Below are 14,953 nucleotides of genomic sequence, written 5' to 3'. Positions count from 1 at the left end.
TCCGTTAGTATTAACTTCCGGTTTGGGAGGTTTTTTAATATTTATTTTACTAAGTCCGAACTATGTTCAATTATTGATAAAAATAGCTTCACACTGTTTTGTAGTGATTGCTCATCCAAATCGAATTTTGGATGGTGATGTGGATAATTAGCTTTAAGTGCTTCGTTTCCGACACCTGTAAAGAAATAAGTGCCAGGTACATGTTGTAAGAAATAACCTACATCTTCTCCTCCAAGTGAGGGTGGGAAATCGAATGCTTCTTCAATTGTATCAATTTCTGATGCAAGACTTTTAACCCATTCTGTTTCTTTTACGTGATTAACAACTGGAGGATAACCATCATGATAATTCAAATGGCATTTTACGCCATAACTTGATTCAATACCGTTTAAAATGCCGTTTAAACGTTCTTTAATTTGATCTTTCACAGTAGGTAAGTATGTTCTGATTGTACCAGTAAGTTGTACTGTATCAGCTATAACATTGAATGCATTACCACCTTTAAATGTACCAAATGTTACAACAGCAGATTCTAATGGATCTATCGTTCTAGAGACAATACTTTGTGCTTGAACGATAAGTGAAGATGCAGCAACGATAGGGTCTTTAGCTAATTGAGGCATTGCTCCGTGGCCACCTGAACCTTGGATATCTATTTCAAATGAATCAGCTGCAGCATATGCTGGTCCTGAACAAAAGCCAACTTTATTTGCTTCTATATGACTTGCTGTATGTGTACCAAAAACATAATCGACACCATCAAGTGCGCCAGCTGCTACCATAGATTTTGCTCCTCCTGGAAGTGATTCTTCGGCATGTTGATGGATTAAGACGACATTGCCATGAATTTCAGCTTCGTGTTGTTTTAGGATTTTAGCTGTAATTAATAAGCTTGCTGTGTGAGCATCATGACCACATGCATGCATAACACCATCCACTGTAGATTTATAAGGTACATCTTTCTCATCTTGAATTGGCAAAGCATCAAAGTCAGCTCTTAAAGCAATCGTAGGTCCCGCATTACCGCCTTTAATATAACCTAGGAGCCCATTACCACCTACATCTTTTTTAACTTCTATACCTAAATTCTCAAGGTAATCAGCTATATATTTTTTTGTATTTTCTTCTTGGAAAGATAGTTCTGGGTTTTGATGCAAATGTCTTCTGATATCTATTAATTCATCCATATATTGATTAACTTCAGTCGTTAAATTCATTATTATAATTCCTTTCCATAAACTTAAATGTAGTTAATAAGAATATTCGAACAGCGTTGATTAGTCCTTGCTCATCTATATCAAATTTCGGATGATGATGTGGATAATCCGCTTTGAAATGTTCATTTCTTGTTCCTGTATAGAAAAATGCACCAGGTACACGTTGCTGATAATAAGAAAAATCTTCTCCACCTAAACTTGCTTCTAATTCAACTAATTCTTGAACACTAGCTATTTCTTTAGTAGCTTCTAATATTAGGTCTGTTTCTTTTTCAGTATTTATAACAGGTGGGTAACCTTTACTGTATTTTAAATCGTAAGTGACATCTGTAGAAGTAGCGATACCTTCTAGTACTTTTTTAAATCCTTCAATTACACTTGCTTGAGTATCTGAGTCGAATGTTCTGATCGTACCACCAATTTTACAAGTATCAGGTATGACGTTGTTGGTTTCTCCAGCATTAAACATCGTTATGGATAATACAGCAGGTGATAATGCACTTGTTTTACGTGAAACAATATACTGTAAATCATTACATAATTGAATACCTGCAGCTAATGGGTCAATAAGTTGATCTGGGTGAGCTGCATGGCCACCTCTTCCTTTTAAAGTAATCCAAAAATCATCAGGGATACCTGTCGTTGTGCCGTATTTGTAGCCTATTTTACCGACATCTAAGCTACTTGATACATGTTGTCCAATGATAGCGTCAACACCCGTTAAACAGCCGTCAGCAATCATTTGTATTGCACCACCAGGATCTACTTCTTCAGCGTGTTGATGAATAAATACTACACGACCATTTATTTCGTCTTTATGCTCGGATAATATTTTTGCAGTCATTAAGAGAACGGCCGTATGTGCATCATGTCCACAAGCATGCATAACGCCATCAACTGTTGATTTGTAAGGTACTTCTTTTTCATCTTGTATAGGTAAAGCGTCAAAGTCGGCTCTTATAGCTAATGTTGGACCGTCTTTTTCTTTATTAAGTGTGCCTACTACACCTCGTCCACCAACACCTTCTCTAACATCTATACCTAGATTTCTTAAGTAATTAGCTATATAGGCAGGCGTTTTAACTTCTTCAAAAGATAATTCAGGATTCATATGCAAGTGTCTTCTAATTTCTATCATTTCATCATAATAATGATCAACTTTTTGTAGTAATATATTTTTCATCTATAGAACACCTTCAATCTCAAGAACTTTTATGAACATTTCAGTTGTTGTTTTCATTGCATCTTCATCTAAATCAAACATAGGATGATGATGAGGTACTGTTGAAGCTTTACCCTCATTACCACTACCAGTTAAGAAGAAACAGCCAGGGCGATTGAGAAGGTAATATGAGAAGTCTTCACCAATCATCATTGGCGGTATATCTTCGTATGTTAAATTTAATGACTCAGCTGCTTCTTTAACAACGTTATATTGTTCTTCATGGTTAACGACAGTAGGGTATCCTCTGCGATAATTGAATTCATATGTAGCATTATTGGCAATACAAATGCCTTTTAATAATCGTTCCAGCTCTTCTTCAATCGTGTCTTTTACTTCAGGTTTGAAAGTTCTAACTGTACCCTCGATGGTAGCTGTATCACTTATAACATTAAAAGCACTTCCTGCGTCTATCTTACCAACTGTTATGACACCTCTATCTATAGGATCAATATGTCGAGATATAATTTTTTGTAAACTAGAAATGTATTCAGCAACAATTACAATCGGATCAATCGATGTATGTGGTTTAGCACCGTGTCCACCTTTACCTTGAATCGTAATATCAAAATAGTCCGGTGAAGCCATCATATCAGCAGGCTTTGTCTTAATTGAAGAGGTTTCATGACCACTCCAAAAATGATTTCCGTACACTTTATCAACGCCTTCTAACGCCCCATCATTTATCATAGGATTTGCACCACCAGGACTTAACTCCTCAGCATATTGAAAAATAAAAACAACATTCCCTTTAAGTAAATGTTGATGTTCATGAAGTAATTCGCAAAATGTTAAAAGTGTCGCTGTATGACCGTCATGTCCACAAGCATGCATAACACCGTCAACAGTAGATTTATATGGAACGTCTTTTTCGTCTTGAATAGGTAAAGCATCGAAATCAGCACGGAATGCGATTGTTTGACCAGGTTGATTACCTTCTAGCTTGGCAACAATTCCACGCTCTCCAACGCGCTCTCTAATCGTCAATTTATCTAGCTTTTTTAATTCAGATAAAAGAAAATCATGAGTTTTTTCCTCATGAAATGAAAGTTCTGGATTCTTATGCATATATCGTCTAATTTCGACTAAACGATCGAATTTATTTGCTACTTTTTCTTTCCAATTTATCATTAATAAACCTTCTTTCAATTCCATCAAAATATAGTATGACTATTGTAGCAAAGTTTATAGAAAATTTAAACAATTCAATTTACTATGATAACGCTTAATTCTTTGATTTTGATGTGTTATGATAAATAAAAAGTGCTAAAGGAGAAAGTGTATATGGTACAAACATTAGATACATTCTTAACAACAAATTTAAATGAATTGAAAGACAATGGTTTGTATAATGAAATTGATATCGTTGAAGGTGCAAATGGCGCTGAAATAACAATTGGCGGTAAAAATTATATCAACTTATCATCAAATAACTATCTTGGATTAGCTACAGACGAAGACTTGAAAAAAGCAGCTAAAGATGCAATAGATTCACATGGTGTAGGTGCTGGTGCAGTACGTACGATAAATGGAACATTAGATTTGCATAGAGAGTTAGAAGAAACATTAGCACAATTTAAAGGTACGGAAAGCGCTATTGCTTATCAATCAGGATTTAACTGTAACATGGCGGCTATTTCAGCAGTCATGAATAAAAATGATGCAATATTATCTGATGAATTAAATCATGCTTCAATTATTGATGGTTGTCGTTTATCAAAAGCGAAAATCATTCGAGTAAATCACTCAGACATGGAAGACTTAAGAGCAAAAGCGAAAGAAGCGGTTGAATCAGGTCAATATAATAAAGTCATGTACATCACTGATGGTGTGTTCTCAATGGATGGGGACGTAGCTTTATTACCTGAAATCGTTGAAATAGCTGAAGAATTTGGTTTAATCACTTATGTTGATGATGCACATGGTTCAGGTGTAATGGGTAAAGGTGCTGGAACTGTTAAGCATTTTGGATTACAAGATAAAATTGATTTCCAAATTGGTACACTTTCTAAAGCGATTGGTGTAGTAGGTGGTTATGTGGCAGGTACTAAAGATTTAATTGATTGGTTAAAAGTCGCTTCAAGACCATTTTTATTCTCAACATCTTTAGCTCCTGGAGATACTAAAGCAATTACAGAATCCGTTAAAAAATTAATGGCTTCAACAGAATTACATGATAAATTATGGGATAATGCTAATTATTTAAAAGAAGGCTTAAAAGCAAAAGGTTTCGATATAGGTCATTCTGAAACACCAATCACACCAGTCATTATCGGTGAAGAGAAAAAAGCACAAACATTTAGTAAACGACTTATGGATGAAGGTGTATATGCAAAAGCAATCGTATTCCCAACAGTTCCTAGAGGTACAGGTCGTGTTAGAAATATGCCAACAGCTGCACATACTAAAGAACAACTAGATGATGCAATTGAAGCATATGAAAAAATTGGTAAAGAATTAGGATTATTATAAATAGAATAACTATAAAAAAGCAGTAGAAATTCATTGTATCAATTGAATTTCTACTGCTTTTTCTCATATTTATGAAATGAGTATGTTGTTAAGTGTTAGCTAACTGGCAGAATTGTGAATAATGTCCCTAAGTACCTCTTATACAATTGGTTTTTGTATTAAGTAACTTTTTTATTCTTGCTATGTACTTCTGAAGTATACAAATTTGGTGAAATATAGTAAAATACCATTAAAGAAAGCGTTTTTGTTTTTCTCAAGAGTACAAATGAACGTTTCAACAATACAGGAGGATTTTATAATGAAAAAAATCATGATCACTGGGGCGCTAGGGCAAATCGGGACAGAATTAGTTATGAAATTAAGAAAGAAGTATGGTAATGAAAATGTTTTAGCAACAGATATTAGAGAACCGGAAAGTGAAAGTGAAATAAATAATGGTCCATTTGAAATTTTAGATGTAACCGACCAAGATAGATTCCATTCATTAGTTAAGAATTTTGAAGCGGATACTTTAATGCATATGGCAGCACTTCTTTCAGCTACTGCTGAAAAAAATCCATTATTCGCATGGAATCTGAATATGGGTGGGCTAGTAAATGCTCTTGAAGTAGCTCGAGAATTTGATATGCAGTTCTTTACACCAAGTTCAATCGGTGCGTTTGGTCCAAATACACCTAAAGATATGACACCTCAAGTTACAATTCAAAGACCAACTTCAATGTATGGTGTTAATAAAGTAGCGGGTGAATTGTTATGTGATTATTACTACACTAAATTTGGTGTTGATACGAGAAGTATGAGATTTCCTGGTTTAATTTCTTATATAAAAGAACCAGGTGGAGGTACTACAGATTACGCAGTTGAAATTTACTTCAAAGCAATTCGTGAAGGCAAATACGACAGTTATATTGCGAAAGATACGTATATGGATATGATGTTCATGGACGATGCCATCGATGCAATCATTCAGTTAATGGAAGCAGACAGTGAACGATTGATTAACCGTAATGCATATAATGTGAGTGCAATGAGCGTTGATCCAGAAACAATTAAAGCAGCTATTCAAAAGAAAATGCCTAACTTTGAACTAGGATATGATGTTGATCCAGATCGTCAAGCAATTGCCGAGAGTTGGCCAAACGCTATCGATTCATCTTGTGCTAAAGAAGAATGGGGATTTTCTCCGAATTATAATTTAGATAGTATGACTGAATTAATGCTTAAAGCAATTGAAGAAAAAGATAACTTAGCCAAAAGTAAACTTTAATGTGTATATTTTTTAAATTTTCCAAAAATTCATTGAATAACACCTCTATGACTGATATACTTGTTAACATTAATTATTAATTAGCCTAGGGGGAATCATTATGTCAGAAACATTTTACGTAGAAAAGCGTGAGCAGCTTAAAGAGAAACCGGACTTTCAAAATTTAGTCTTTGGTGAAATCTTTACTGATTATATGCTGTCTATGTCATATAAAGAAGGTGAAGGCTGGTCAGAGCCTAAAATAATTCCATATGGGCCGATTACTTTGTCACCAAGTGCACAAGGACTTCATTACGGACAAACAGTATTTGAAGGTATGAAAGCTTATAAAGATGGTGATGATGTTGCATTATTCAGACCAGACGAAAATTTCAAGAGAATTAATTTATCTTTAAAAAGACTTGAAATGCCTCAAATCGATGAAGAAAAAGTATTAGATGGTCTATTACAACTTATAGATTTAGAACGTGAATGGATCCCAAGTGGTGAAGGACAATCTTTATATGTTAGACCATTTGTATATGCTACTGAACCTTACTTAGGTGTGCGTTCTTCAACAGACTATGAATTTTTAGTGATTCTTTCTCCAGTAGGCGCTTATTATGGTGATGAACAAATGAAACCTACTAGCATTTATGTAGAAGATGAATTTGTACGTGCAGTAAGAGGCGGCGTTGGCTTTGCTAAATGTGGTGGTAACTATGCGGCTAGTTTAATTGCACAAACACGTGCTAATGAATTAGGTTTCGATCAAGTATTGTGGTTAGATGGTGTAGAACAAAAATATATCGAAGAAGTAGGAAGCATGAATATTTTCTTCGTTATTGATGGAAAAGTAGTAACGCCAGAATTAAACGGCAGTATTTTACCAGGTATTACACGTAAAACTGTACTCGAACTTGCTCAAGAAATGGGCTATGAAACTGAAGAGAAACGATTATCTATCGATGATATTATTAATGCACATCACGATGGTCGTTTAACAGAAATTTTCGGTACAGGAACTGCAGCAGTTATTTCTCCAGTAGGATTCTTAAAATACGAAGAGGCAGAAATTACAATCAATAATAATGAGATTGGTCCAATTACTCAAGCGTTATTTGATGAATATACAGCAATTCAAACTGGTAAAAAAGAAGATAAAAATGGTTGGAGAGTTGTAGTAGGACAAGAAAGTCATATCGAAATAGTATAATAGAAAAACAATAAAGAGCGGCCTACTAATTGTAGTGCCGCTCTTTTTAAAGGAGTACAAATAATGATTAAATGGTTATTGTTCGATAAAGATGGTACATTACTCAAATTTGATGAAACATGGTCAGAGATTTCATTAGTTATGATAGATCGATTTGTAGAACAGTATCAAATTGATAATAAGCAAGCCTTACAAGAAAAACTAGGATACGTAAATGATAGATTTTTATCTAGTGGCATACTTGCTTCAGGTACATTGTCAGATATTATAGATGTGTTCTCTGAATACGCACCAACTATAGATAAAAAAGAAATTGAAAAATGGACGGTAAAAATAAGCAAAGACTTAATAAGTGAATATAAACCTGAGACTATCGTCATTGAAGGATTAATAGAAACTTTAACAGCTTTTAAAGACAAAAAATATAATATTGGCATCATCACAAGTGATGATATAGACGGTACAGAACGATTTATTAAAGACGCGAAAGTAGAACATTTGATTGATGAAAAAATTACAGCATCTATAAATGGCTATCAAAAACCAAACCCTAAAATGGTAGAAAAATTTTATGAAAAATGGAACGTAGCACCTGATGAAATCGCAATAATAGGAGATACACCCACTGATATACAAATGGGCAAAAATGCTCATTTCAAAGTAGTTGTTGGCGTGCTTAGTGGTACAGGAGATAAAGCAGATTTAACAGGTGCAGATTATATTTATAAAGATATTAACGAGTTTTATTTAAAAGAAGAGGAATGGAATAAATAAGATAATTAAAAAAATGCTCCAAACCATTTGAAATAATTAATGGATTGGAGCATTTTTTATTTTACTCGTGTATCGATTGAACGGTGTGTTTCTATAACATGTGCAATCTTGTTGATAATGTGATTGATTGATTCTGGATCTTCGTATAAGTCATAATCATTTATATTTACACGTACTACTGGGCATTCTGTGAAATTGTTAACCCAATTATCATAACGTGCGAAAAGTTTTTTCCAGTATGCTTCGTCTGTTTCGATTTCCATTTGGCGACCTCTATTTTTGATGCGTTGTATAACGTCTTCGTAGTCGCATTCTAAATAAATTAATGCATCAGGTTTAGGGAAGTATGGTGTCATAACCATTGCTTCAAATAGATCTCTATAAGTTGCATAGTCTTCTTTTGTCATTGTTCCTTGTTCTTCGTGCATTTTTGCGAAGATATCAACATCTTCGTAGATTGAGCGGTCTTGTATAAATCCTCCACCATATTCAAACATTCTTTTTTGTTCTTTAAAACGTTCCGCTAAAAAGTATATTTGTAGGTGGAAACTCCATCGTTCGAAATCATGATAAAATTTTTCTAAATACGGGTTATTGTCGACTTTTTCAAAAGAAGTCTTAAAGTTTAAACGTTCGCTAAGTGCTTGTGTTAAAGATGATTTTCCAACACCAACAGTACCAGCAATTGTGATAATAGCATCACTTGGTATGACTTTATTTGTCATGTGTAATCTCTCCAATCAAAGGTTGTAATAATTTTAAAATTTGTTGATAATCTGCGGTGTTATTTACGAAATCTAAATGAGAAGTATCAATTTGAATAGCATCGATTTCACTTTTCACTTCTTCGTAGAATTGATTATAATCACTTTTTAGTTGTGCTAAGTAATTATTTTCTATTTGTGATTCATATGATCTATTACGATGGGCAATACGTTGTTGAAGGACTTCTAATGAGGCATCGAGAAAGATAATTTGATCAGGCATACGAATATCTTCAGTTAAAATATCATAAATTCGACTAAATTTATCAAATTCACTATCGTTTAAAGTGTTTTTTGCAAAAATCTTATTTTTAAAAATATGATAATCACTTACGATTCCTTTAATATTCTTTAAATCTGTTAGCTGTTTGTAACGATGACATAAGAAGAACATCTCCGTTTGAAAACTCCATTTAGAAATATCATCATAAAAATCACTTAAGAAAGGATTTTCGTCAACAATTTCAAATTCTTCGGTATAATTTAAAGCTTCAGCAAGTTTTTTAGTTAAGGAGCTTTTCCCGACTCCAATAGGTCCTTCGATTGCAATAAAGGTTTTTTTCATATATATCTCCCTAGATGTTAAAATAGACATACTTATTCTATCATAAATTAAACGGAGTGAAATATAGCGTGCATGAAAATTATATGAAACTTGCAATTGAAGAAGCAAAAAAAGCTTGGGAAATGGATGAAGTACCAATTGGTGCAATTGTTGTATATAAAGGAGAAGTGATTGGAAGAGGTCATAACTTAAGAGAGAATGATCAAGATCCAATTGCACATGCTGAAATGATTGCAATACAAGAGGCAGCCAAGTATCTGAAATCGTGGAGACTAGAAGAAACTACTTTATATGCTACTTTAGAGCCCTGTGTCATGTGTTCGGGCGCGATTGTGATGAGTAGAATACCGCATGTCGTTTATGGTGCAACAGATCCTAAAGGTGGCTGTAGTGGTAGCTTAGTGAATTTAATAGAAGATACTCGTTTTAATCACCGTGCTACAGTTGAAAGAGGGATACTTGAGCAAGAATGTGGTGAGATGTTACGTGCGTTTTTTAGAGAAAAAAGAAGCCTAAAAAAACAAATTAAGCAGAATAATACAGATTTATAGAGATTATTACTTTTATTTGTTAAAATTTATGTTGAATATAAAGAAAAGAGGTTACTTTCATGATAAAGTTAATCGCAACAGATATGGACGGTACTTTGTTGAACGCAGCACATGAAGTTTCAAATGAAAATTATGAAGCAATAAAATTTGCACAATCAAAAGGTATCTCGGTAGTTATTGCTACTGGAAGAGCATTTTATGAGGCACATAGCCCAATTGAAAAAACAGATTTATCATTACCATACATTTGTTTAAATGGAGCAGAAGTAAGAGATGAAGAATTTAATATCGTCCATACTTCTAAATTAACACGTCCTTTAATTAATAAAATCACAGGAGTCTTAAATAAAGAAGATATTTATTATCAAGTTTATACGAACTTTGGTATTTATACTGAAGATCCTGAGAAAGACTTGGAAATTTATGTCGATATAGCAGAAAAAGCTGGTCAAAAAGCTGATGTCAAAAAAATTCGTGCCAATATTCAAAGTAGAATTGATAATGGAACTTTAAAAACAGTAGATAGTTACGATGAGATTGAAAGTCGACCAGGGGAAATTATATTGAAAATTTTAGCATTTGCGAGTGATTTATCTAAAATTGATAGAGCTAAAGCTGAAATTTCAGAATCACAAAGTTTAGCAGTTTCATCATCTTCAAGAGGTAATATTGAAATCACACACTCTGATGCACAAAAGGGTATAGCTTTAGAAGCAATAGCAAATCAATTAAATATTCCAATGTCAGATGTGATGGCAATTGGTGATAACTTAAATGATGTTTCAATGTTAGAAAAAGCCGGGTATGCTGTTGCAATGGAAAACGGAGCACCTGAAGTGAAAGAAATAGCTGATTACGTTACGGATACTAATGAGCATAGTGGTGTAGGAAAAGCGATTATTCATGCATTGAAAAATTATGACCGTTAATATACATCGTCCATAAGAATGATTTTTAATGAAAATTAAATTCTTAGTTTCTCAGTATGCTATAATGATACGTAATTAATATCATTAAAATTTTGAGGTGACAACAGTGAAAGTATTACTTATTGTAGGTAGCGCTAAGCAATATTCACATACACACGCCCTTGCACAATTTGTTCGTGGGAATTTAGAAGACCAAGGTGCAGAGGTAACTTTGTTTGATTTATATGACAAACCAATACCGTTTTTAGACGTATCAGGTCAACATTTAAATGATGAACGAATTAAAGTTAATGTAAATGAATTACGCGAAAAAGCTGAAGAAGCAGATGCGATTATAATTGGTACGCCAAATTACCACGGTTCATATTCTGGTATTTTAAAAAATGCTTTAGACCATTTAACAATGGATCAATTTAAAATGAAACCAGTAGGCTTAATATGTAATAGTGGTGGCATGAGAAGTACAGAGCCATTATCACATTTGAGAATTATTATGAGAAACTTATTAGGAATTGCAGTTCCTGTCCAAATTTCAACACAAGATGCTGACTTCGGTAAAACAGAAGATGGCACATATTATATTGATGTAGATGACATTAAATTACGTGTTAAATTGTTTACAGAGCAAATTACAAAATTAATTAAAAATAATCCTTGGATAGAAGCAGAAGAACAAGTGAATTCATAAAGAGGTTAGAGGGCAACAGCAGAGGCTGTTGCCTTCTTTTTGTTCTATATAAGAAAATACGGACCGATAAATAAAATTAGCGGTCCAGAAATGCGAAATACGGACCGATAAAAATAATTACCGGTCCAGAAATGCGAAATACGGACCGATAAAAAAATTTAGCGACCCGAAAATGCAAAATACAGGCCGATAAAAATAAATAGCGACCCGAAAACGTGAAATACAGACCGATAAATAAAATTATCGGTCCAGAAATGAGAAATACAGGCCGATAAAAAAATTTATCGACCCGAAAACGCAAAATACAGGCCGATAAAAAAATTTATAGACCCGAAAACGCGAAATACAGGCCGATAAAAATAAATAGCGACCCGAAAACGCGAAACACATAAAAATACAGACCGGCTCATGGAGGCGGTCTGTTCATATTAAGATTACTTTGTATATTTTAGTCTTGCGAATGCATCGTGTTGGTGTATTGATTCTTCGTTACGACATTCTATTTCGAATCCTTGTATCCAGTCAAGATCTACTAAATCAGCAGCTATTAATCTAATTAAGTCTTCTACAAATCTTGGATTCTCATATGCTCTTTCTGTAACGGCTTTTTCGTCTGTACGTTTCAATATTGGATACAACATTGAACTTGCGTTAGCCTCCATACCGTCTAATACGATGTCTTTGTAGTTATCAGGTAGGTCTATTTCGGGATCTAAGTCAATGAGTACTGTAATGATGCCACGTTGGTTATGTGCTGAATATTCACTGATTTCTTTAGAACATGGGCATAACGTTGTAACAGGTACTTCGATGCCTAAAGATTTTTTAGTCACTTTATCATCTGAAACAGAAAGTATATATCTAATGTCTGCATGTCCGACTGCTTTTTGGTTAGTCACAGGACTAAAACGGTTAAAGAACCATTTAGCTGTAACATCTAATGATGCAGTGTTTTGGAGCATGACAGATTGAAGTGTATTCAATAATGTTGTTAAATGGTCAAATTCTAATTTCACACCGTTATCATAATGCTTTTCAACACTTTCAATAATACGGCTCATATTGATGCCTTTTTCATCTTGATTTAAACTAGTTGAAAATTCAAAGTTTCCAACTGTTTGAAAATCATCTATTCTGACAGGGTAAATTAAGTTTTTGATACCAACATGTTCAATTTCGAATAGGAAATCTTTTTTAGAGCTTTGCAAATCAGGCATCTTTTCTTTTTCGGTAGGTTTATTTCCTTTTATAGGATCAACTGAACCGAAATATTTCCATCTCGCTTCACGTGTTGATAAATCTAATTGTGTCATACACATTGCCTCCACTATCTATTCAATATGATATGTCCAGAAATGTTCTGTCTTCAACCACATATCTTTAGCCGCTTCACTTTCTTGTGTATTTGAAGCGAGATTTTGTAACATTGGACCGGTTTGAGACGCATGAGCTTGAAGGACCTTCATCTTGCGTTCTTCATAACCAGTAATATCTATATTTATATCTGGTTCTCCTAAATCGCTGTATGTGTCATTACTAAACGCTACTAAATGTAGTTTAGGTCTAGATGATTCATCCATGCGACTAACTGTTCTTACTACTGATTCTGCTGTTGCTTCATGATCTGGATGAACAGAATAACCAGGATAGAATGAAATAATAAGTGATGGATTAAGTTCATCTATTAATGATTTTACCATACTATCTATTTCATCTTTAGGTTCAAATTCAATTGTTTTATCTCTATATCCCATTTTTCTTAAATCTGTTATACCAATTGCTTCAGCAGCTGCATCTAATTCACGTTCTCTAATATGTGGTAAAGATTCACGTGTAGCAAAAGGTGGGTTACCAAGATTACGCCCCATCTGACCTAAAGTTAAACATGCATATGTTACAGGGGTACCATCATCTACAAATTTACTAAGTGTGCCAGATGTACCGAATGCTTCGTCGTCAGGATGTGGAAATATAACTAATACTTGTCTTTCATCATTCATTGTATTCACCTCTTAATCCTTGAAAGGATTGCTACTTATTTCTAATGTCGCAGCAAGTTGTCCTTCATAATTTAGTCCTGCTAATAATAGTTCTTTATCTTCAGTTACCTCAAAGTGTGTTAAACCTTGTACATAGACCCAACCATTGTTGTCTAATTTTAATCCAACACGATAAGGCTCTTTATTCCCACCAGTTAAATGTGCATGGGTAAATGTGACTTGGATATTTCTTAAAAATGTACCAGCATTAAATACTTTGTTGTCGAAATGGTTAGCATAAGCTCCATTTGTCGTTTCTACATGGAGATATACTGGCTTATTTTCATATTCTGATATTAGTGTTTGTACTTGATCTACTTGAATTAATTCCATGCCTTTCACTCCTCATAGTATATACTTTACTATTCTACTAAATTCTTGAGTAAATTTATATACAATCTGCTCACAACCTATGATTTATTATCTTTTAATATTACATCTCTAGTGTGTTGATATTGATTCATATTATTTTGGTATTCTAACAACATATAACTCACTACATCAATTAGAAAATGAGCTGAAATTTGTGTATTAATAAATTGTTTGTCGTTCACTCTTGTTTGATCAATTGTCATGATAACAATGTCAGAGTTTGCGGTAAGTTCACTTCCAGCATAATTTGTAATAGCGATAACTGTAGCATTTTGTGATTTGGCTATTTTTGCAGCATTAATGAGTTCATCCGTCTTCCCACTATTTGAAAATGCTATAAGTACATCCTTCTCAGATAATAATGATGCGCCAATTTTCATTTGATGTGCATCTGTTACGGCACTACCATTTATGCCCATTCTCATTGTTCTATAGTAAAACTCAGTTGCAGTTAATCCAGAACTTCCTAAACCTGCAAAAAGTGTTTGTTCACTATTAGATAAAGTACTAATAAGTTGATTGATTTTCTCATTAGATATAAATTCACCTGTTTGTTGAATAATTGTTTGATGATATTCATGAATCCTTTTAATAAGCGGAACATTTTGAATATCTGTTTTTTCATAAGTTTGTTGAATGTTGAATTTCATATCTTGAAAGTGTTGATAATTCAATTTATGACTGAACCTTGTAATACTTGAAGTAGAAACATCGATAGCGTATGCCAATGAAGTAATAGTTGAAAAATGGTCTCCTACAGGATGATCTAATATGTATCTAGCAATTTTTTCGTCAGCTTTTGTGAAAAGGTATGAAAATTGCTGAATACGATTTTCAAAATTCATATTTTACACCTCTATTTATTTAGTAATTATGAGTATATATGAAAATGTTTTTC

16 protein-coding genes are annotated in these 14,953 nt (G+C 33.6%); 7 read left to right on the top strand and 9 right to left on the bottom strand.

What is annotated here, in order from left to right:
* Positions 1 to 41 precede the first annotated feature (41 nt).
* From LQ608_RS11515 to LQ608_RS11505, 3 genes are read right to left on the bottom strand one after another with little or no spacing between them, the layout of a single operon-like run.
* On the bottom strand, positions 42 to 1,217 hold the full coding sequence (locus tag LQ608_RS11515) for an amidohydrolase (RefSeq protein WP_239752025.1): 1,176 nt from the start codon (positions 1,215 to 1,217) through the stop codon (positions 42 to 44).
* On the bottom strand, positions 1,201 to 2,400 hold the full coding sequence (locus LQ608_RS11510) for an amidohydrolase (protein ID WP_239752023.1): 1,200 nt from the start codon (positions 2,398 to 2,400) through the stop codon (positions 1,201 to 1,203). The genes LQ608_RS11515 and LQ608_RS11510 overlap by 17 nt, the downstream gene beginning before the upstream one ends.
* The gene (locus LQ608_RS11505; RefSeq protein ID WP_239752021.1) at positions 2,401 to 3,570 is read right to left on the bottom strand and encodes an amidohydrolase; all 1,170 of its coding nucleotides are present in this window, start codon (positions 3,568 to 3,570) and stop codon (positions 2,401 to 2,403) included.
* Between the two features lie 153 nt (positions 3,571 to 3,723).
* Here LQ608_RS11505 and LQ608_RS11500 point away from each other — a divergent pair, with 153 nt between their 5' ends.
* The 4 genes from LQ608_RS11500 (at position 3,724) to LQ608_RS11485 (ending at position 8,147) form a co-directional block, all read left to right on the top strand.
* The gene (locus LQ608_RS11500; RefSeq protein WP_078357788.1) at positions 3,724 to 4,911 is read left to right on the top strand and encodes a glycine C-acetyltransferase; all 1,188 of its coding nucleotides are present in this window, start codon (positions 3,724 to 3,726) and stop codon (positions 4,909 to 4,911) included.
* Between the two features lie 298 nt (positions 4,912 to 5,209).
* Positions 5,210 to 6,178 (top strand): L-threonine 3-dehydrogenase, encoded by a 969-nt coding sequence (locus tag LQ608_RS11495; protein WP_239752019.1) that lies wholly within the window; start codon positions 5,210 to 5,212, stop codon positions 6,176 to 6,178.
* A 100-nt stretch (positions 6,179 to 6,278) separates the two neighbouring features.
* Positions 6,279 to 7,373, top strand: coding sequence for a branched-chain amino acid aminotransferase (locus LQ608_RS11490; RefSeq protein WP_239752017.1), 1,095 nt, complete (start codon positions 6,279 to 6,281; stop codon positions 7,371 to 7,373).
* Between the two features lie 63 nt (positions 7,374 to 7,436).
* Positions 7,437 to 8,147, top strand: a complete 711-nt coding sequence (locus tag LQ608_RS11485) for an HAD family hydrolase (protein ID WP_239752016.1) — start codon at positions 7,437 to 7,439, stop codon at positions 8,145 to 8,147.
* A gap of 56 nt (positions 8,148 to 8,203) precedes the next feature.
* On the opposite strand, the gene LQ608_RS11480 is transcribed toward LQ608_RS11485, so the two are convergent.
* Both LQ608_RS11480 and LQ608_RS11475 read right to left on the bottom strand, forming a co-directional pair.
* Complete coding sequence (locus LQ608_RS11480; protein ID WP_115337853.1) at positions 8,204 to 8,872, bottom strand: deoxynucleoside kinase; 669 nt, start codon at positions 8,870 to 8,872, stop codon at positions 8,204 to 8,206.
* On the bottom strand, positions 8,862 to 9,476 hold the full coding sequence (locus LQ608_RS11475) for a deoxynucleoside kinase (protein WP_078357793.1): 615 nt from the start codon (positions 9,474 to 9,476) through the stop codon (positions 8,862 to 8,864). Before LQ608_RS11475 ends, LQ608_RS11480 begins: the two co-directional genes overlap by 11 nt.
* Before the next feature lie 68 nt (positions 9,477 to 9,544).
* Between LQ608_RS11475 and tadA the strand changes: the two genes are divergently transcribed.
* The 3 genes from tadA to LQ608_RS11460 all read left to right on the top strand — a co-directional run bounded on the left by tadA (position 9,545) and on the right by LQ608_RS11460 (position 11,644).
* The gene (gene tadA, locus LQ608_RS11470; RefSeq protein WP_345773105.1) at positions 9,545 to 10,027 is read left to right on the top strand and encodes a tRNA adenosine(34) deaminase TadA; all 483 of its coding nucleotides are present in this window, start codon (positions 9,545 to 9,547) and stop codon (positions 10,025 to 10,027) included.
* A 59-nt stretch (positions 10,028 to 10,086) separates the two neighbouring features.
* Positions 10,087 to 10,956 carry a Cof-type HAD-IIB family hydrolase gene (locus LQ608_RS11465; protein WP_239752013.1) on the top strand — a complete coding sequence of 290 codons (870 nt, stop codon included), beginning with the start codon at positions 10,087 to 10,089 and terminating at the stop codon, positions 10,954 to 10,956.
* Positions 10,957 to 11,062: 106 nt separating this feature from the next.
* Positions 11,063 to 11,644: an NADPH-dependent FMN reductase gene (locus LQ608_RS11460; RefSeq protein WP_078357795.1), complete on the top strand. Its 582-nt coding sequence runs from the start codon at positions 11,063 to 11,065 to the stop codon at positions 11,642 to 11,644.
* 434 nt (positions 11,645 to 12,078) lie between these two features.
* Here LQ608_RS11460 and folE2 read toward each other — a convergent pair whose 3' ends face one another.
* The 4 genes from folE2 to LQ608_RS11440 all read right to left on the bottom strand — a co-directional run bounded on the left by folE2 (position 12,079) and on the right by LQ608_RS11440 (position 14,900).
* On the bottom strand, positions 12,079 to 12,957 hold the full coding sequence (gene folE2, locus LQ608_RS11455; RefSeq protein WP_239752012.1) for a GTP cyclohydrolase FolE2: 879 nt from the start codon (positions 12,955 to 12,957) through the stop codon (positions 12,079 to 12,081).
* Between the two features lie 18 nt (positions 12,958 to 12,975).
* Entirely contained in the window at positions 12,976 to 13,644 is a 669-nt protein-coding gene (gene bshB2, locus LQ608_RS11450) for a bacillithiol biosynthesis deacetylase BshB2 (RefSeq protein ID WP_078357797.1), read from the bottom strand.
* A 12-nt stretch (positions 13,645 to 13,656) separates the two neighbouring features.
* Positions 13,657 to 14,016, bottom strand: coding sequence for a YojF family protein (locus LQ608_RS11445; protein ID WP_078357798.1), 360 nt, complete (start codon positions 14,014 to 14,016; stop codon positions 13,657 to 13,659).
* Positions 14,017 to 14,093: 77 nt separating this feature from the next.
* The gene (locus tag LQ608_RS11440; RefSeq protein WP_078357799.1) at positions 14,094 to 14,900 is read right to left on the bottom strand and encodes a MurR/RpiR family transcriptional regulator; all 807 of its coding nucleotides are present in this window, start codon (positions 14,898 to 14,900) and stop codon (positions 14,094 to 14,096) included.
* Between the last annotated feature and the right edge of the window lie 53 nt (positions 14,901 to 14,953).

This window comes from Mammaliicoccus sp. H-M34 (genome assembly GCF_022386495.1).
Taxonomy (GTDB): Bacteria; Bacillota; Bacilli; order Staphylococcales; family Staphylococcaceae; genus Mammaliicoccus; species Mammaliicoccus fleurettii.
This window is presented reverse-complemented; position numbering and strand designations above follow the sequence as displayed.